The 19,812-nt window shown below is 54.6% G+C and carries 15 protein-coding genes; 4 read left to right on the plus strand and 11 right to left on the minus strand.

The features are described from left to right. Positions 1-101 precede the first annotated feature (101 nt). Together sspA and sspB are read left to right on the plus strand one after the other, a co-directional pair. Complete coding sequence (gene sspA, locus JGC47_RS01700) at positions 102-743, plus strand: stringent starvation protein SspA (RefSeq protein ID WP_004155068.1); 642 nt, start codon at positions 102-104, stop codon at positions 741-743. A 4-nt stretch (positions 744-747) separates the two neighbouring features. Further along, on the plus strand, positions 748-1,245 hold the full coding sequence (sspB, locus tag JGC47_RS01705; RefSeq protein ID WP_004155069.1) for a ClpXP protease specificity-enhancing factor: 498 nt from the start codon (positions 748-750) through the stop codon (positions 1,243-1,245). Between the two features lie 143 nt (positions 1,246-1,388). On the opposite strand, the gene JGC47_RS01710 is transcribed toward sspB, so the two are convergent. Then, positions 1,389-3,146, minus strand: coding sequence for a sulfite reductase subunit alpha (locus JGC47_RS01710; RefSeq protein WP_004155072.1), 1,758 nt, complete (start codon positions 3,144-3,146; stop codon positions 1,389-1,391). A gap of 38 nt (positions 3,147-3,184) precedes the next feature. Beyond that, positions 3,185-8,719 (minus strand): glutamate synthase-related protein, encoded by a 5,535-nt coding sequence (locus JGC47_RS01715; RefSeq protein ID WP_004155074.1) that lies wholly within the window; start codon positions 8,717-8,719, stop codon positions 3,185-3,187. Positions 8,720-9,705: 986 nt separating this feature from the next. Between JGC47_RS01715 and arcB the strand changes: the two genes are divergently transcribed. Together arcB and mtgA are read left to right on the plus strand one after the other, a co-directional pair. Continuing rightward, positions 9,706-12,045: an aerobic respiration two-component sensor histidine kinase ArcB gene (arcB, locus tag JGC47_RS01720; protein WP_004155076.1), complete on the plus strand. Its 2,340-nt coding sequence runs from the start codon at positions 9,706-9,708 to the stop codon at positions 12,043-12,045. A gap of 789 nt (positions 12,046-12,834) precedes the next feature. Then, a complete protein-coding gene (gene mtgA / locus JGC47_RS01725; protein ID WP_004155078.1) occupies positions 12,835-13,560 on the plus strand; it encodes a monofunctional biosynthetic peptidoglycan transglycosylase in 726 nt (241 codons plus the stop codon). A gap of 75 nt (positions 13,561-13,635) precedes the next feature. On the opposite strand, the gene npr is transcribed toward mtgA, so the two are convergent. From npr to kdsC, 9 genes are all read right to left on the minus strand, one after another. Next, the gene (gene npr / locus JGC47_RS01730) at positions 13,636-13,908 is read right to left on the minus strand and encodes a PTS phosphocarrier protein NPr (protein WP_004155080.1); all 273 of its coding nucleotides are present in this window, start codon (positions 13,906-13,908) and stop codon (positions 13,636-13,638) included. Continuing rightward, positions 13,905-14,759, minus strand: coding sequence for an RNase adapter RapZ (rapZ, locus tag JGC47_RS01735; protein WP_004155081.1), 855 nt, complete (start codon positions 14,757-14,759; stop codon positions 13,905-13,907). Before rapZ ends, npr begins: the two co-directional genes overlap by 4 nt. A gap of 194 nt (positions 14,760-14,953) precedes the next feature. Continuing rightward, entirely contained in the window at positions 14,954-15,436 is a 483-nt protein-coding gene (gene ptsN / locus JGC47_RS01740; RefSeq protein ID WP_004155083.1) for a PTS IIA-like nitrogen regulatory protein PtsN, read from the minus strand. Positions 15,437-15,613: 177 nt separating this feature from the next. Then, on the minus strand, positions 15,614-15,901 hold the full coding sequence (hpf, locus tag JGC47_RS01745) for a ribosome hibernation promoting factor (RefSeq protein WP_004155084.1): 288 nt from the start codon (positions 15,899-15,901) through the stop codon (positions 15,614-15,616). Between the two features lie 22 nt (positions 15,902-15,923). Next, positions 15,924-17,357: an RNA polymerase factor sigma-54 gene (gene rpoN, locus JGC47_RS01750; RefSeq protein WP_004155086.1), complete on the minus strand. Its 1,434-nt coding sequence runs from the start codon at positions 17,355-17,357 to the stop codon at positions 15,924-15,926. 48 nt (positions 17,358-17,405) lie between these two features. Then, complete coding sequence (gene lptB / locus JGC47_RS01755; RefSeq protein ID WP_004155087.1) at positions 17,406-18,131, minus strand: LPS export ABC transporter ATP-binding protein; 726 nt, start codon at positions 18,129-18,131, stop codon at positions 17,406-17,408. A gap of 5 nt (positions 18,132-18,136) precedes the next feature. Next, positions 18,137-18,688: a lipopolysaccharide ABC transporter substrate-binding protein LptA gene (gene lptA / locus JGC47_RS01760; RefSeq protein ID WP_004155088.1), complete on the minus strand. Its 552-nt coding sequence runs from the start codon at positions 18,686-18,688 to the stop codon at positions 18,137-18,139. Continuing rightward, positions 18,666-19,235, minus strand: a complete 570-nt coding sequence (gene lptC, locus JGC47_RS01765) for an LPS export ABC transporter periplasmic protein LptC (protein ID WP_004155089.1) — start codon at positions 19,233-19,235, stop codon at positions 18,666-18,668. The genes lptA and lptC overlap by 23 nt, the downstream gene beginning before the upstream one ends. Beyond that, a complete protein-coding gene (gene kdsC, locus JGC47_RS01770) occupies positions 19,232-19,798 on the minus strand; it encodes a 3-deoxy-manno-octulosonate-8-phosphatase KdsC (protein ID WP_004155090.1) in 567 nt (188 codons plus the stop codon). The genes lptC and kdsC overlap by 4 nt, the downstream gene beginning before the upstream one ends. Positions 19,799-19,812: the final 14 nt, after the last annotated feature.

The following is a 19,812-nucleotide window of genomic DNA, read 5'->3' on the forward strand; positions in this document are numbered from 1 at the left end:
CCTGTGTGGTGTGGCGGCGTTTGTCTTCAGGCTAATGGCAATAATGAGTCGCCGCGTGATGGCTATTCGCAGTAATTTTCTCGATAAACTTGGAGGTTTACATGGCTGTCGCTGCCAACAAACGTTCGGTAATGACGCTGTTTTCTGGTCCGACTGACATTTTTAGCCATCAGGTACGCATTGTACTGGCTGAAAAAGGCGTGAGCGTCGAGATCGAGCAGGTTGAAACGGATAATCTGCCACAGGATCTGATTGACCTCAACCCATACCGTACCGTACCCACCCTCGTCGATCGCGAGCTGACGCTGTACGAATCGCGCATCATCATGGAATACCTGGACGAACGTTTTCCTCATCCACCGTTGATGCCGGTCTATCCGGTTGCGCGTGGCGAAAGCCGCCTGATGATGCACCGCGTCGAGCAGGACTGGTACAGCCTGATGCGTAAAATAGAAAACGGCACGGCGCAGGAAGCGGAAGCCGCACGTAAACAGCTGCGTGAAGAGCTGCTGGCCATCGCCCCGCTGTTCGCGCGTACACCTTTCTTTATGAGCGAGGAATTTAGCCTGGTTGACTGCTACCTGGCTCCGCTGCTGTGGCGCCTGCCGCAGATGGGCATTGAGCTACTTGGCGCGGGTTCCAAAGAACTCAAAGGCTATATGACTCGTGTCTTCGAGCGTGATTCCTTCCTTGCATCCCTGACGGAAGCGGAACGTGAAATGCGCCTGCACACGCGGGGCTGATACAATGGAAATGTCTCAACTGACTGCCCGCCGTCCCTATCTGCTGCGTGCCTTTTATGAGTGGTTGCTTGACAACGATCTCACGCCGCATCTGGTCGTCGACATCAATTTGCCTGACGTGATGGTCCCGCTGGAATATGCGCGTGATGGGCAGATCGTGCTGAACATCGCACCACGCGCGGTAGGGGACCTGAAATTAGGCAATGATGAAGTCCGTTTCAGCGCACGTTTTGGCGGCGTTCCGCGCCAGGTTTCAGTTCCGTTAGCGGCCGTGCTGGCGATTTATGCCCGTGAAAACGGAGCCGGTACGATGTTTGAACCTGAGCCAGTGTACGATGGCGCCGGTGAGTTTCAGGCGTCAAACGGCGAGAATGAAGCCCCGGAAACGGTGATGTCGGTGATTGACGGCGACCGTCCTGATGACAAAACGGCCGCCGACGACGGCCCTGACGATGAACCGCCTCCGCGCGGTGGGCGTCCGGCGCTGCGCGTGGTGAAGTAAATTACGGTTCGCGTGGCTTAAGCCGTTCTGTTAAAGACCCGGGTATAAAAAAATCCGCTAGCCTGAGGGCTACCGGATTTTTTTTGCTATTTCTGTTCAGGCGGTCAGTCAACGATATGGCCGGCGCCGGGCGCTATCAGCACTTAGTAAACATCGCGCAGATAGCGTTTCTCTTTCTTCAGCTGGTCGATGTAATCCGCCGCACGTTCCGACGACATGCCGCCAAACTGGCTGACAATCCTGTACAGGGCTTTATCCACGTCTTTCGCCATGCGCGACGCATCGCCGCAGACATAGAAACAGCCGCCTTCCTGTAGCCAGGCAAACAGCTCGGCACCCTGTTCCAGCATCCGATCCTGTACGTAGATTTTATCCGCCTGATCGCGTGAGAAAGCCAGATCGAGGCGGGTCAGCAGGCCGCTTTGCTGCCAGGCGGCCAGTTCATCACGATAGATATAGTCGTGTTCCTGATGCTGGTCGCCAAAGAACAGCCAGTTTTTGCCTTTTGCGCCCAGCGCTTCACGCTCCTCAAGGAAGGCGCGGAACGGCGCGATGCCGGTACCTGGTCCGATCATGATCAGCGGAGCATCGTTGTTCGCCGGCAGGCGGAAGGCTTTATTTGGCGAGATAAAGATCGCCGGTTTCTCGCCGCGTTTGACGCGTTCGGCCAGGTAAGTGGAGCACACGCCGCTGCGTGCACGCCCGCCGCTGTGATAGCGCACCGAAGCAATGGTCAGATGCACCTGATTCGGATGGGCTTTCTGACTGGATGAGATCGAGTAGGCGCGGTGCTGCAGCGGGCGCAGCAGGGCAACGAACTCGGCAATGCTTAACGAGCGGGTGGCATCCAGCTGTAGCAGGTCAAGAGTATCTTTCCCCCACAGCCACACGCCCAGCGCATCCTTATCATCGTGTTGCAGCACATGGCGCAATTCCTGATTGCGGGTATTCTGGCCCACCCATTCGATCAGCTTGCGCGAAGGCTCAGAAATCTCGAACTGGTAGGTTAACAGGTCGCCCAGGCTTCTCTCAAAGCCCGGCACCGGCGTATCGTAGTCGGATTTCAGCTGGGCCAGCAGCAGGTTAACCAGCGCCGGATCATTCACCGGAATAACGCCCAGCGCATCGCCAGCTTCATATTTCAGGCCGCTGTTGCTCAGGTCAAATTCAAAGTGGCGGATATCCTTGCCGGAGTTTTCGCCGGAAAGACGTTTGTTGGTGACCAGCGTCGACGCATAAGGGTTGTTTTTATTGCTGCCGGGGATAACGGGCGCTTCCGGCGCGCTTTCCAGCACGTTGCCGCTGCTGCCGGCGCTGCTGGCGAACTGGGGCATCGACTGGCCAAGCCACGCGTTGGACGGTTCCTCAAAGTCGATATCGCAGTCAATGCGTTCATAAACCCGTTTCGCGCCCAGCTGCTCAAGACGCATATCGATAAATTTACCCGCCTGACAGAAGCCATCATAGCCGGTATCACCAATCGCCAGCACGGCAAAGTGCATTTGCTCAAGGCGCGGCGCGGTGCTGGCAGAGATCGCCTGCCAGAACAGCTGGGCGTTGTCCGGCATTTCGCCTTCGCCGTAGGTTGAGGTGATCACCAGCACGTGACGCATGGTGGCGAACACGTCGATATCCACTTCATCAAGGCCCTGAACCACCGGCACCAGGCCTTTAGCACGCGCCGCCTTGGCGGCGCTTTGTGCCAGCGCTTCGGCATTGCCCGTCTGCGATCCAAACAGGATATGCAATTGAGTGGTGGCAGCCGATGCGGACGCCCCGGCCGCCTGAGGCTGGTTTTCCAGCACCAGCAGGCGTGAGTGTAACCCGGCAAGAAAACCCGCCAGCCAAAACTTCTGCTCGCCATTAAATGGCGCATCTTCAGGAATATAAGGAATTTTCATCGCTTTTATCTACTCAATCCCGTTTGTGATTCAGTGTGTTATCCGGCCAGTTTGCCGACCGCCGCCGCTAACTCAGGCAGTGCGGCGCGGGCAAACAGCTCTTCAAAGTCAGGCAGTCGTCCCAGCACTTCCCTGTTACACGCATCCTGATACTGGATCCAGCCATAGGTGGCCAGACTGTCCATCGAACGGATATTGCGCTGCGTCAGCGCCGCTTTATAGTCCGCCATGCGTTTGGCACCGATCAGGCAGGCCAGCTGCTCATCGCTGTAGCTTTCAATCGCCGCACGACCGTGGCGCTGCAGTTTACTAATCAGAGCAAAATCTTCTGTCATCAGCAGGTTACGCACCGCTTTCTCCACCGCCGGGTCCTGCACCGCCGTGCCTTTCGGCAGACGGGACAGCGCCAGCTGCTGGGCACAGCTCAGGACGGTATAATTATTCAGCAGCACCAGCATTTCCGGGGTGTCCATGGCGCCGTAGACCGGAACCGAGCCGTCGGCGATCGGTTTGCCGGCGCGCCATGCGGCTTTGAATTTCGCCACCTGGTGACTGGCCAGAGCGGTAGAAAGTTCTTCCAGCAGGTCCTTACGCGCTTTTGCCTTAAGGATTTCAGTCGCGTCCTGATACAGCAGCAGAGAACGCGGCATCACATAAACAAAATGCTGGCATTCCGTTTCCCAGTGGTCGAGCAACCACCGGGCGCGTGGCGAGCCGGTCGCTTCCAGATGCCAGTTCAGCATGGTCAGTACCGCCTGCTGATGCACGCGGGCCATTTCATTGTCATCGCTGATGGCACCGAGCATTACCGAGTCGGCGGCGGCGCAATCCGCCAGCGTGCCATACGGATCGTACTGATAGGCGAAGCCGCCGCTCATACCGTTACCGAAACCCGTTCCACAGGTGCCAAGATTCAGCACCGCGCCGTTGGTCATATATTCACAGCAGAAATCACCAACGCCTTCGACCACCGCCGTCGCTCCCGAGTTACGCACGGCAAAGCGGTCGCCCGCCTGGCCCTGGGCAAACAGACGCCCGCCGGTAGCGCCAAACAGCGCGAAGTTGCCAATCAGCACGTTGCCTTCCGCGTCCTGTGAACCACCGCCAGGCGATCTCACCACGATCTCGCCGCCGCACTGGCCTTTACCAACGCCGTCATTACAGGTGCCCTGGTGCTGCAGGCGCATGCCGTCATTACAGAACACGCCGTAAGACTGCCCGGCGGAACCGCAGGTGGTGACGGTCACCGTGGCCGGGGCAAGATAGCGGCGGCCGCGATCGTCCTGTAGCGCAGCCGGAATGCGGCTCAGATGTTCGGCGTTCAGCTGGTGATTGAGCAGGCGTTCGATATCGATAGCCAGCTGTCCACCCACGCTTTTATTGCGGTTGTTCAGGGTGATACCGTCACCGAGTACGATCGCGCCCGATCCCTGGATTACCAGCTGCTCCTGTAACCGATCGATCCAGCCGTTATCCAGCGCAAAATCTTTTTCCAGATACACCGGATGGCTGATTTTCATTTCGGGAACCACCGTCAGCATGGCGCGCAGATCCAGCTTGCCCACTTCCAGCGGATGATCCATCAGGTGCAGCAGGTCGGAGCGGCCACGGGCTTCCCGCAGTGAACGCAGGCCAAGCCGCGCCAGCATCTCGCGCACTTCGTGTGCCACGTTGATGAAATACTGCGCCAGCTGGCGCGGGTCGCCGTCAAATGCTTCGGCGTTAGTGGTCAGCCCCGCCGGACATTTCACATTGCAGTTTTTCGCCATCACGCACTTCAGCATCATCAGTGCCGTGGTACCGAACTCGAAGCTGTCGCCGCCCAGCAGCGCGGATTTCACCACATCGCTGCCGGTTTGCTGCGCACCGGAGCAGCGCAGCAGGACTTTCTCACGCAGGCCGTTAGCACACAGCGCCTGATGAACTTCAGCGATGCCGATTTCCGCCACGCGCCCGGTGTATTTCAGGCTGGTTACCGAAGCTGCCCCGGTGCCGCCGGTATTGCCGGCCACGTTGATCACGTCAGCGCCGGCTTTGGCCACGCCAACGGCGATGGTGCCAATACCCTCAGAGGAAACCAGTTTGACGATCACCCGCACGCGGGCGGCTTTACAGTCGTGGATCAGCTGCGCCAGATCCTCGATTGAGTAGGTATCGTGGTGCGGAGGAGGGGATACCAGCTCCACGCCTGGCGTACCGCCACGCGCGGCGGCGATTTCTACCGTTACTTTGGCCGACGGCAGCTGGCCGCCTTCGCCGGGCTTCGCCCCCTGGCCAATCTTAATTTCCAGCTCTTCCAGCATCGGGTCGGCCAGATAGGCGGCCCAGACGCCGAAACGACCGGATGCCAGCTGCTTAATGCGTGATGCGCGGAGGGTGCCGTGACGCGAGTAGTGCTCGCCCCCTTCGCCACAGTTGCTCATGCCGCCGACCATATTGGTGCCGTGCGCCACCGCTTCGTGCGCCGGAGCGACCAGCGCGCCGTGGCTCATCGCCCCGGAGGCGAAGGTGCGGGTAATTTCATGGGCCGGCTGCACTTCGCTTAGCGGCAATGCCGGAGCAATAGTGAAGATGCGCGCCAGATACTCAGCCGCCTTACCACTGGCCGTAAGCAGCAGCGCATCCGCCGTCACCTCGGCGCGTTCGATAGCGTCACCGAAGCGTTTGGTCAGCACGCCGCACAGCGTGGTCAGGCGTTCCTGCTCGCTTTTCAGTCCGGCGACCGCATCGGTCAGGCGCAGCCTGAACTGGCCTGCACATTCTGCCACGGCCTCGCATTCCAGGCCGCGCACCGCAAAGCCGTTGTTAACCAGCGAATAACGGCCCAGCTTGCGGGTAAATTCCGCCTGGCTGTCGACGTGGGTTAAATCTGCCGGGAAAGCAAGAATATCGCGCAGCGCCGCCGGGCGGCGTTTGCGCTCTTCCAGCATCAGGCTGGAGAACTGGCGATAGTCAGCGGTAATGGAAAAGTTATCGATAACCTCGTTCGGGATACGTTCAAAACTGCTGTCAGCAAAGGATTTTGCCTTGATATTAAACGCATTATCCAGTTTTGCCAGCGTCATCAGGCGGATGAAGTTATCCTCCTCGCGCGGCTTATCGGCAAAGCGGACAGGCTGCTCCGTCATATCAATAAAGGTACGCACCGCAATGGTGCCGTAGGAATGACCCGCGCCTTCTGCCCGCTCTTTGAACAGGCCGAGTAGCGGAACGTCATTTTCACCCTGCACGCGCAGCGCACTCTGGTGCCAGTCAACCGCCATCTGCGCGATGGAGGCAAAGCCAGCGCCGCCAACCGGGGTTTTGATGTTGGGGAAGTACTTCTTCAGCACGCGGTCTTCGGTATCAAGGAAGTTGGGCTCAAAGAACTCGCCGCAGCTGTAGCTTTCCACGGTACACAGGCCGACTTTGCCCATGGTTTTCATCAGCGCTTTCTCAGCGGCTTTGGCATAGCGTTTGAAGGCTTTATTGCCGCCTTCACCCTCGCCATATTTCTCTTCGGCACGCATCTGCACGCCCAGTGGATAGATGGCAGAAGCGCCAAAGCCCAGCGCTGCGGCGATATGGTGGGAAGAGATGCTCTGGCCGCTCTCAACCACCAGCGATACGTCCAGACGCAAACCTTCCTGCACCAGCCGCTGGTTAATGGCAGAAACCACCAGCAGCATCGGGATGGCGGCGCGCGTGGTGGAGAGATGGCGGTCGGTTACCACCGCGATGCCACCCTGTTCACGGGCGAAGTCAACCACCTGCTGCGCCAGTTCATCAATGGCGTGCTCCAGCGCGTTGGCATTGGCCGCCCGGCTTGCGGCATCGCTGCCGGTGACCGGCGTATAGAGCATTTCAAAGCGGGCATAAGGGGCCACAGTCTGCTCGCGCAGTTGCAGCATATCAAGATGCGTGAGGATCGGCGTAGGGATCACGATCTGCTGGCCCTTGCTGCGACCCAAATGCGGTTTGGCACCAAGTGCAACCCGCAGAGTCATGCCGTCAGCTTCACGGATGGAGTCCAGCGGCGGGTTGGTAACCTGTGCGAAGCGCTGGGAGAAATAGTGCGCCATGCCGCCTTCATGGTCGGACAGGGCGTTGATGGCGTTGCCGTAACCCATAGCGGAGATTTTCTCTGCGCCGGTGGTCAGCATCGGGTCCATCATAAATTTGAAGCTTTCCTGGTTATAGTAATAGGCGACAAAACGCTGCCAGGTTTTGAGGTCGCCGCCATAACGCAACGGAGATCCCTGCTGTTCAGCCGGAACCACCGGCAGATCCTGCAACAGCACGCGGGACTTCGCCAGCAAGGCCGGATAGTCAGCCGCCGCCGCCAGTTTTTCCAGCGCGTCAATGGTGGTGTAACTGCGCTTTTCGCGGTGATCGTAATACAGCATGCCGCCTGCTTCGATACGGCCACGGCGCAGCACGCTTTCCGGCGGGAAGGCGATCTGGCCAGCTTCCGACATGGCACCGATATATTCGGCGGTTTCCACCGAGCGCAGTGGACGCAGACCAAGACGGTCGAGACGTGCGCCGATCACTTCGCCATTGCCAAAAATCAGCGCGGCCGGGCCGTCGTTCTTCTCTTCATACAGCGAGAAATACTCCAGCATGGCACGTACTTCGGGCGACAGTGACGGATCGTTTTCCCAGGCGGGCGGCATCATGGAAACCACGGCGGTGACCAGGTCGAGATTGTCTTCCATCAGGCGGCTGTGGATGCTCTGGTCAAGACGTGAACTGTCCGATTGCCCTTTCGGGCGCACGATTTTCTTACCGCGCGCCAGCGCCAGCGCGGCTTCCGCAATGCGGTTTTTACGGTCGGTGTTTAGCTCGCCGTTATGCGCCATCAGCCGGAACGGCTGCGCCATGGTGGTATGCGGATCGGTATTGGTTGAGAAGCGCGTATGGAAGAACAGACCGCGTACCTGATGATCGGGATCGGTCAGATCTTTGAAATAGGGGATCACTTCATTCGAGTTCAGGCGTGCTTTTAACACCTGGGTGCGCGAGGAGAGCGACAGCGGGTAAAGCCCGCCGAATTCGCCGTCGCTAAAAGCACGGGCTTCGATTTGCAGCAGGGCGCGATAAATGCGCTTCTCGAAATCAATCTGGTTGCTGACATCGTCCGGGGCAGCAAATATCCATTGCGCAACAGGCAGCTGGAAAGGGATCGCTGCCGGGCGCAACACGCTGTTGTCCAGCGGGATATCACGCCTGGCAATAATTTTCAGGTCACAGGAAAGCAGCGTGTCTTCAACCAGCCGCTCGGCGTTGGCGCGCAGCGTGCTGTCTTTCGGCACAAAGAAGTTACCGACGCCGAAACGGCCAGCTTCCAGCGGCTGGCCGGTGATTTTACGGAAGAAGTGCAGTGAAAGGTCTACGTTAACCCCGGCGCCATCACCCACGCCTTCGGCTGACATTCCCCCACGATGCGGAACGGTGCACAGAGCGCCGTGTGCCATTTCCAGCACCTCATGAGTTTGCGCGCCATCCTTACGCGTAATGAAGCCCACGCCGCAGCTGTCGCTGTCTTTTGAGGGATCGTACAAACCGTAAGGAAAAGGTGTTGAGTTGGACATCGTGGGCCTCCGAACTTCTTTTAACATTACCTGTATTTTTGCAGGCTCAGAGCGCAACGGAGTGTTGCCTCAGGCTCTGTATCATTTGCTTGCCGCTAAAACGCGGACACCGTTAGTCCGGGCATTTCATTTCGAGACATAATCCTGAACGTCCTGAGATGATTTGCTCGCTAAAATCCGGGTCTCAAATTGAAGATAACTTGCATCACGAGGGAATCGTCTTGCTGCATAGATATGCCGAGACACTGGCCCGTCAGGAAAGCTTCCGGCGGATTCCCAACTTATCGGTAAAGCGGACTCAGGTCAAATAGAGGTTTTACTTATGGCTTTTAGTACTTATTTCGGATTATGAATTTGATTAATAAGATAATATTAGAATTTTATTCCTTGTTGTGCTGCTGGCAGCAAGGCTAAATAGTGTGAGTTGACTCACTATAGGGTCGCGGGCAAATCTCCGCACCATGCTAATATCGGGGTTACTGCTGGCATAATATACTGCATGGGTGGATAAAACCGCATGAATGCACTGTTTTTGCCCGGTTGGCGTATTTGAATAAAAAGGCGACAAGCCATTAGTAAAATTAATTGCGCACGATGTGGTTAATATGTCATTAATTATGAATGGTTATGCGTTATGCGCAGTTGAAGCTGGCGCTGGTTGCCAGAGCACAGGCAGAAAGGGAGGCACTGAATTCAGAGCGGCCCTACAGATTATGCCGTTATCGAATTTAGTCAATACCCTTCAGATTAACTTTTCCGTTGCTGGCTCCATCGCATAAAGGGGCCGTTTTAAGGCCGAGTGCGATCGGCCTGTCCCCGCATCTCTACCTGTAACCCGAAGATATCCCAGCCTGGTTTCCAGGCGAAATATTCGCTCCGATGCACGATCAGCGGGCACGATCAGGGTGCTGCGTGGGTCACATGGCGCATTGGTGTTTTAAACAAATCCGGTATGATTGCGGCTATCAGGCTGAAAGGGACATTATATGAAGCAAATTCGTTTGTTAGCGCAGTACTACGTTGATTTAATGGTAAAACTAGGCCTAATTCGCTTCTCGTTGCTGCTGGCTTCAGCGCTGGTTGTACTGGCGATGATTGTTCAAATGGCCGTCACGATGGTACTGCACGGGCACGTTGAAAGCATTGATATGGTGCGTTCGGTGTTTTTTGGCCTGCTGATAACCCCCTGGGCGGTCTATTTTCTCTCGGTAGTGGTGGAACAGCTGGAAGAATCGCGCCAGCGGCTGGAGCGGCTGGTGGATAAGCTGGAGGAGATGCGCAAACGCGACCTTGAGCTGAATCAGCAAATGCAGGGCAATATCATCCGCTTAAACCAGGAGATTGCCGATCGTATTAAAGCAGAAGAGGAGCGTCTGCAGGTCATGGCGCGGCTTAAAGATGAGATGTCGCGGCGTGAAGAGGCGCAGATAGAACTCGAACAACAATCCTCATTTCTGCGCTCTTTTCTTGATGCCTCACCGGACCTGGTGTTCTACCGCAACAGCGATCGTCAGTTTTCCGGCTGTAACCGGGCAATGGAGCTGCTGACGGGCAAAAGTGAAAAACAGCTGATTGGACTGTCGCCCAAAGAAGTCTATGACGACGATGCGGCCACCAAGGTGCTGGAAACTGACGAAAAAGTATTCCATCACAATGTCTCACTCACCTATGAACAGTGGCTGCAATATCCTGATGGGCGCAAAGCCTGCTTTGAAATCCGTAAGGTGCCCTATTACGACCGGGTGGGTAAACGCAGCGGGCTGATGGGCTTCGGACGCGATATAACCGAGCGTAAGCGCTATCAGGACGCGTTAGAGAACGCCAGCAGGGAAAAGACTACCTTTATTTCAACGATCAGCCACGAGCTGCGTACGCCGCTTAATGGCATTGTCGGTTTAAGCCGTATTCTGCTGGACAGCCATCTCGACCAGGAACAGCTCAAGTACCTCAAAACGATCCATGTGTCGGCCATTACCCTCGGCAACATTTTTAATGATGTGATCGAAATGGACAAAATGGAACGACGTAAAGTGCAGCTGGATACTCAGCCGATGGATTTCACCGGCTTCCTTGCTGACCTGGAAAATATCGCCGGGCTGCTGGTCGAGCCGAAAGGGCTAAAGTTTGTGCTGGAAACGCAGCCGCCGCTGCCCCACAAAATCCTGGCCGACGGTACACGCTTACGTCAGATCCTGTGGAATCTGATTGGTAATGCGGTGAAATTCACCCGGCAGGGTGAAATTGTGGTGCGTGTCGGCTATCAGAGCGAAGAGTGCCTGCGTTTTGATGTCCAGGATTCCGGTATTGGCATCCCTCTGGATGAGCAGGACAAGATATTTGCCATGTATTATCAGGTGAAGGATCGCCGCGGCGGTAAACCTGCTACCGGCACCGGCATTGGTCTGGCTGTTTCACGTCGGCTGGCTCAAAGCATGGGTGGGGATATCAGCGTTTCAGGCGCACCCGGCAAAGGATCGTGCTTTACCCTGATTGTTAACGCGCCGCGCGTGGCGGAAGTAGCACAGAACGATGGTGCTGAAGAAGAACTGCCGCTGCCGGCCCTGCATGTCCTGCTGGTAGAAGACATTGAGCTGAATGTCGTGGTGGCCCGCTCCGTGCTTGAGAAGCTGGGCAACAGCGTGGAAGTGGCGATGAGCGGTCAGGCAGCGCTGGATATGTTTGACCCGGATGAGTTCGATCTGGTGTTGCTGGATATTCAGCTACCGGATATGACCGGGCTGGATGTGGCGCGCGCTATTCATCTGCGCTATCCCGATGCACCGCTGCCACCGCTGGTGGCGCTGACGGCCAACGTGCTGAAGGACAAACGGGAATATCTGGATGCCGGCATGGATGACGTGTTGAGCAAACCGCTGGCGGTACCTGCACTGACGGCAATGATCAAAGGATACTGGGATTGCCAGCCAGAGGATCGCACGGCGGATCCTGAGCCTGGCATGGGGGAAAAGGAGCTGGCGTTACTCGATTTACCGATGCTGGAACAGTATATGGAGCTGGTTGGCCCCGGGTTAATCCACCAAAGCCTGGCGATATTTAAGCAGATGATGCCCGGATATCTGGCGGTGCTGGACTCGAATATGATGGCTCGCGACCAGAAAGGGATTGTGGAAGAGGGGCACAAAATTAAGGGTGCAGCGGGTTCTGTTGGCCTGATGCATTTGCAGCAGGTGGCTAAACAGATTCAAAGCCCGGAGCTGCCGGCATGGTGGGACAACGTTCAGGAATGGATCGATGAACTTAAACTTGAGTGGCGGAATGATATGGAAGTTTTACGGCAATGGGTAACAGACGCTGAAAAAAAATGACCCCGACCGAAGCCGGGGTGCGCGAAGACTGCGCCAACACCAGGGAAATTGGTAACCTGTGCTGTTCTGATAGGTATCGTCGGGAGCACAGGTTTGGTATTGGGTAGAACTTAAAACATCGTGTTACTAGCTTAGCAAATCCTTCATCACATGTTACCAGATTCATTAAAATGTGTGATGTTGAACGGCGTCTTTCAACAGGAGACCCGAATTTGAGCATTTAGTCAAGCAAGGAATCAATTTGAACGACAGATTGCTTACTTTTTAAACATATTTGTCTTTTTTTTGACCCGCAGGATTAGGTTGAACGCATAAGTTGAACCGCTTTTTCTCTCCGACGGAGCCTGATGTTATCATATCGGCATGAGTTCAGTTTAACCATCTGTTTTTATTTATTTTGTTGAGTTTTTCTGAGCAATAGCTGCAACGTTCTGATTTGTATTACCACAAATTATCCGATAGTTGATCAGAAATATTTAAAAGCAGACCCTGCCATCGGGCAGAATTGCTCAGTTCAGTACCTTTGCGCGGCGAAATAAGTAGCATAGTGAAAAATTCTGCATGAACTTATTTCAAAGGATGTCATTTTTCACTGACTTGATGAGGATAAATATTAGAATTTTGAATCATTCGCCTGCCAGATGACTACCCGGCTGGCCATCAAGTTGTGGGTTGTAGCGAGATCGTACGTTTTAATGGAACCGATTCCGCTAAGAACAGATTAACTTATCTTTATGGAGAAATCCTGGTGGATTTTTACGCAGATCGCAATTTAGTGGTTCCACGTATATGAGCCACGGCCAAAACAGCAGGTTAAAGTCTGTCAGGTACTGGATTATTCGTCTGGTGCTGGGCGTAACGGGTTTATGGTTGAGCGGTTTAGTGGTTTTTGCTTTTGTGCCGGTACCTTTCTCTGCTGTGATGGTTGAGCGGCAGTTGGCGGCATGGTTTAGCGGCGACTTCAGCTATGTCGCCCACTCGGACTGGGTTGACATGCCGGATATATCACCGTGGATGGCGCTGGCGGTGATCGCCGCTGAAGATCAAAAGTATCCCACTCACTGGGGATTTGATCTTGCGGCAATCCAGTCGGTGCTGGACAGCGATGGCGAGAAAAAGAAGATGCGTGGCGCCTCGACGTTATCGCAGCAGACGGCTAAAAATGTTTTCCTCTGGGACGGGCGCAGCTGGGTACGCAAAGGGCTGGAAGCCGGATTAACCCTGGGCATAGAGTCTGTCTGGACCAAGCGGCGGATCCTCACCGTTTATCTTAACGTTGCTGAAATGGGAAAAGGGGTTTTTGGCGTTGAGCAGGCAGCGCAGCGCTACTTTCATAAACCTGCCAGCCGTCTGACCCGTTCTGAAGCGGCATTGCTGGCGGCGGTTCTGCCTGCTCCGCTTCATTTCAGGGCTGATGCGCCGTCTGCCTACTTGCGCCAGCGGCAGCAATGGATTTTACGCCAAATGCGTCAGTTAGGCGGGGAAGGCTTTCTGCGTGAACATAAGTTGCAGTGAAAATTAACCCCCGTGTGGCAAACAGGCGGTAGCGAGGAGAAAGCCGGCTGTCAGTTGTCGGCCTTGATCCCTGGCTCAGTCTTCATCAAAACCGGCATTAAACAGGTCGATGACCGCCGCCAGCGCTTTCTCTTCCTCGGGGCCGCTGGCCTCCACCTCAATATGGCCGCCTTTAGCAGAATCCAGCATCAGCAGGGCAATAACGCTGCTGGCTTCGGCTTCTGTGCCGCTTTCATTGCGTAGCAGCACTTCGGCATCAAAACTTTGTACTAACTCAAACAGCTTCATCGCCGGGCGGGCGTGCATACCCAGCTTGTTTTTAATCTCAACGGTCTGCTTTATGCTCATGGTTTGCGTTTTTCCAGCGTACGATGGCGGGACTGAACGTTTTTACCGCGCGAGCGGAAATAGTCTGCCAGTTGCTCAGCAATATATACCGAGCGGTGTTTACCACCGGTACAGCCGATGGCGACGGTCAGATAGCTGCGATTGTTCGTTTCCAGCATCGGCAACCACAGCTCCAGATAACTGCGCGTCTGATAAATAAAGTTATGAACTTCAGTATGGCGGTCGAGGAACGCGGCGACGGGGCGGTCAAGGCCGGTCATCGGACGCAGCTTCGGGTCCCAGTGCGGATTGGGCAGGAAGCGCACGTCAAAAACGTAATCGGCGTCGATTGGAATGCCGTGCTTAAAGCCAAACGATTCGAAAACTATTGTCAGTTCGCGCTCACGCTTACCCAGCAGGCGGGTGCGCAGCATTTCTGCCAGCTCATGAACGGACATTTCTGAGGTATCAATAATCAGATCGGCGCGTGAACGCAACGGTTCCAGCAGAACGTTTTCTTCATCAATGGCACTTTCCAGCGACAAATTTTTACTGGAAAGGGGATGCAGACGGCGGGTATCGCTGTAGCGTCGGATCAAGGTATTGCGATCGGCATCAAGAAACAGCAGCTGCGGCGAGAAACTGTCAGGCAGGCTGGTGAGTGCGCGTTCGAATACCTCCGGGGATTCCGGCATGTTACGCACGTCAATACTCACCGCAGCAGGCATATTGCGTTCTGCCAGTGAGTTAGCCAGATCGGGCAGCAATACCACGGGTAGATTATCCACGCAGTAGAATCCCATATCTTCCAGGGCACGCAGCGCCACCGATTTTCCAGAGCCTGAACGACCGCTGACGATCATCAGCACCATTTACTTTTCCCCCAGTTTAGCGCTTTGCACCTTTGTGCTTTAAATTGCAATCGCATTAGCCGCTTTGCCCGGGCTGTCGCCGGACGGTGTTTCTACGAGATGTGCTGTGAACGGCGTCTGTATCGCTGACTGCATTTGGCGTTTTGCAATTGTTTTATTATTACGCCAATGATGATGGATAGATCACCGATCGGTTAGATCTCATGGTGATCTTCAGTGATGATATGATACAGATCTTCATCACTTTGTGCCGCGCGCAAACGACGCAGGACCGTTTTATCTGCCAGACGTTTGGCGACCAGAGAAAGTGTGTGCAGGTGCGTTTTACACTGATCTGCCGGCACCAGCAGGGCAAACAGCAAATCCACAGGCTGGTTATCAATGGCATCAAAAGCGATGGGGTTCTCCAGGCGGATAAAAACGCCTACGGCGCGCAAAGTATCTTCTTCTAATTTGCCGTGCGGGATGGCAATGCCACTACCGATGCCGGTACTGCCCATTCTTTCGCGCGTCAGAATAGCATCGAAAATTATCTGTTGTGGCAGGTTAAGCTGTTTAGCCGCCAGTTCACTGATAATTTCCAGAGCGCGTTTTTTGCTTTGGCAATGTACATCGTTACGCGTGCAGGCGACGCTTAGCACGGAGTCCAGTTCCAGTTTCACATCGTTGTTCATCATAGTTTCACTTACTTATTCACTTCCGCAGGGCGCATGGCATTTTCCCAGGGTTGGATCATAAGATTAACATGCCGCATCGAGTAACGGCTCGTCTTTGAACAGAAGACGAGCCGTTAACCGCGTTCAGCCTCACTCATGATTTCGGTACTGAAAAATCCAGCCGGTGCTTAGTGAAGTTTAGTGTTGTTTTAGCTTGTCTTTATGTTTATTCAACTGACGCGTCAGCTTATCGATGAGGCCGTCAATCGCCGCGTACATATCTTTATCTTCCGAGGTGGCATGCAGCTCGCCGCCGTTTACATGCAGCGTGGCATCTGCAATTTGCGTCACTTTCTCCACTTTTAAAACAATATAGACCTGGTTAATCCGGTCAAAATAGTGCTCCAGTTTGGCAAATTTAGTGGTAACAAACTCGCGCAATGGTTCAGTGATGTCAACGTGTTGTCCGGTAATATTGAGCTGCATCGTGTCTTCCTTCTCTGTTCGTTCAAACCAGCTGTTTACGCTGATTCGATGGCGGGATGGATAAAGACTCTCGGTATTTTGCCACAGTGCGCCTGGCGACCATAATTCCCTGTTCGGAAAGCATGGAGGTTAACTTGCTGTCGCTAAGCGGTTTGGCAGGGTTTTCCGCCGAGACTAACTTTTTCACCAGCGCACGAATGGCCGTGGATGAGGCTTCGCCCCCGCTGTCGGTATTGACGTGGCTGGAGAAAAAATACTTCAGTTCAAAAATACCGCGCGGGCTGTGCAGATACTTTTGCGTGGTGACGCGCGAAATAGTTGACTCATGCATCTCGACCGCGCTGGCAATATCTGCCAGTACCATCGGGCGCATAAACTCTTCACCTTGTTCAAAAAAAGCCTGCTGTCGGTCGACGATGCAACGGGTCACTTTTAGCAGGGTATCATTACGGCTTTCCAGACTTTTGATCAGCCATTTCGCCTCCTGCAGGTGACTGCGGATAAACTGCGAGTCGCTATCGCTGCGTGAATTTGTGCCAAGAGAAGCGTAATGCTGGTTAATCTTTAGCCGCGGCACGCTGTCAGCATTAAGCTCTACCGCCCAGCGATGGCTGATTTTGCGTACCAGTACGTCCGGGATAACATACTCCGGTTCCTGAGTATTGACCGACTGACCTGGCCTGGGGTCGAGGGTCTGAATCAGCTGCATGGCGCTTTTCAGCACCTCTTCCTTAAGGCGCGTGACGCGCATCAGACTGCGAAAATCATGGTTTGCCAGCAGATCGAGATGTTCGCTGACAATCAGACGAGCCTCTTTGAGAAAAGGATGCTCTTGAGCGAACTGCGATAGCTGAACCAGCAGACAGTCACGCAGATCGCGCGCGCAGACGCCAACAGGGTCAAAGCGCTGTACCCGTTTCAGTACCGCTTCGACTTCCTCTGGTGCCAGCTCGTCGTTACCCATGCTGTCGAGGATTTCCTCCAGTGAAACCGTCAGATAGCCGGTATTATCTACGGCATCGACAATCGACGTTGCAATTGCCCGGTCGGTATCGCTAAACGGCGTCAGCTCTACCTGCCACATCAGATAGTCCTGCAGCGTCTGCGTTGTTTCCCCCTGATAGACGGGCAATTCATCGTCATGGTAGTCGGTGCCGGTCCCTGAGGGCGTTCCGGCGGTATAAATCTCATCCCAGGTGGCATCCAGCGGCAGCTCTTCCGGCATGTCCTTCTGTTCCAGTGCTTCCCGGGTATCCAGCGCCTCGGTTTCCTGATATTCGCGACTGGCCACCTCTTCATGAATATCGGTCTGTTCAAGCAGCGGGTTACTTTCCAGCGCCAGCTGAATTTCTTGTTGTAGTTCAAGCGTAGAGAGCTGTAACAGGCGAATGGCCTGTTGCAGCTGTGGCGTCATGGCAAGCTGTTGGCTCAGCCTGAGTTGTAGACCTTGCTTCATATTCAGGATGTTAATTCCCCAGAAATCATACCTAAGGTGAACACCTTATCAGAGTCTGAACTCTTCGCCTAAATAGACACGCTTCACTTGTTCATCGGCCAGGATCGCTTCTGGGGTACCGTGGGCGATTAAATGCCCCTGACTGACAATGTAGGCGCGTTCGCAGACTGCCAGCGTTTCACGGACGTTATGGTCGGTGATCAAGACGCCAAGGCCGCTGTCGCGCAGATGTTCGATTATTTTTTTTATATCAATCACGGAGATGGGGTCAACCCCGGCGAAAGGCTCATCCAACAGGATAAATTTTGGATTGGCTGCCAGCGCGCGGGCAATTTCCACGCGGCGGCGTTCGCCCCCGGATAGGGCCTGTCCCAGGCTATCACGCAGATGCGCGATATGAAATTCTGCCAGTAGCTCATTGGCACGGTCTTCGCGCTGTTCGCTGGTGAGATCGTTACGGATCTGCAATACCGCCATCAAATTGTCGTAAACGCTCAGGCGACGGAAAATAGAGGCTTCCTGTGGCAAGTAGCCAATCCCCCGGCGCGCGCGCGCGTGTAACGGCAATATACTGATGTCTTCTTCATCGATCACGATGCGCCCCGCATCGCGCGGCACAATCCCTACGACCATATAAAATGTCGTTGTTTTGCCCGCCCCGTTAGGGCCAAGCAGACCAACGATTTCGCCGGACTTAACCTGCAGGCTGACATCTTCAACCACCCGACGACCTTTGTAGGCTTTCGCCAGGTTTTCTGCAATTAAGGTTGCCATATTCGTTAGTTACTCTTCTTCTGGCCGTTTGACGAAGGGTCTTTATCTTGCAGCTGTGACGGCACCAGCACGGTAGTAACGCGTTTGCCGGTGTTGCCGTAAGCCTGCATTTTTTGTTCTTTTACCAGATAGGTAATGCGATCGCCTTTTACATTACTGTCAAGCTGTTCGAGATAGGCGTTCCCGGTTAACTCGACCCGATCGTTCGCCAGCTCGTAACGCATTTTCTCAGCGTGGCCCTGAACCGGTTTACCGTTATCCTGCATTTGGTAGAACGTTGCAAGATTGCCATAGGCATCGACAATGGTTTTTTTGCTATCGCCGCCCGGACGGGTCACGACCACCTTATCCGCCGTAATTTTGATGCTGCCCTGAGTGACCAACACGTTGCCGGTGAAGGTTGCCACATTACCCTGCATATCCAGCGCCTGGTTTTCTGAATCAACATTAACGGGTTTATTGGAGTCGCCGGTCAGCGCGAATGCCGGAACGCTACTGGCCAGCAGCAGGCCGGCTGTCAGTAACTTTAAGCTTTTATTGTTCATTTTGAATTTCATAAGATGTTTTGACCTTTTCAATCAACTCGGCAGTTTTGTTCCGCAAATTCCCACGCATCTTCATGCCGGTAGAGTTAAAGCTCCGGCCGTAAAGGTTTACCCGATCCTCCGATGTGACGTCCTGGGTGGTCAGGTTGACCTGTGCGTTGTCCGTTTTGATCCGCTCAAGCTGTGCATCCTGAGTCAGGCTGTCTACCTGCACATGCCCATAGAGATACAACATTCGATCGTTGGTGAGCCTGGCTTTATCTGCACGTACCGTCCAGGACGCAGCCTTGCTATCGTCGTATGTTGTCATCACCGGGTTGTCAAACCAGCTCACCGCATCGGTAGCGTAATAGGTCGCTTTGTCAGAAACCAGCTTATAGCTAATGGAGCCTGTCGGGCTATACACCAGCGTACGTGAATTATCGCTCATATAAGTGGGTTCAGTATCATTGCTGGTGACCGCCCCTTTACCGTTATCACTGTCCGTCAGATTCCAACCGATCAACACTATGGCGATAACCGCCAGTATCAGTGTTATCCAGCGTCTTGTTTTACTCATACAGACTGCCCTGTAGCCGTTTCAAACTTACCCTGTGCAATTAATATCAGGTCACATATTTCGCGCACCGCACCGCGCCCGCCAGCGATGCGCGTCACGTAGTCAGCACGGGGCAGCAGTATGGGATGCGCATCGGCGACGGTTACGCTCAAACCGACTTGTGCCATGACTGGCCAGTCAATCAGGTCATCGCCAATGTAGGCCACCTGGTGAGCACCGAGTGCCAGTTTATCCAGAAGTTCCCGGAAGGCCAAAACCTTATCTGACTGCCCTTGATAAAGATGCGTAATACCAAGCGTGATGCAGCGGTCCTCCAGCAGTTTCGCTTTGCGGCCGGTAATAATTGCTACTTCTGTCCCGGATGTCAGCAGGCAGCGAATACCGTAGCCATCACGCACGTTGAAGCCTTTAAGCTCTTCACCGTTATTGCCTTGATAGACCACGCCGTCCGACATCACGCCGTCCACGTCACAGATCAACAGTTTGATATCCTGTGCTTTGGTGATTACCTGTTGGTTTACCGGGCCGTAGCAGGTGTCAACGGTGGTTGCTGGGTGACTCATTATGGTTCGCTTCC

Source organism: Erwinia amylovora (assembly GCF_017161565.1).
Lineage (GTDB): Bacteria > Pseudomonadota > Gammaproteobacteria > Enterobacterales > Enterobacteriaceae > Erwinia > Erwinia amylovora.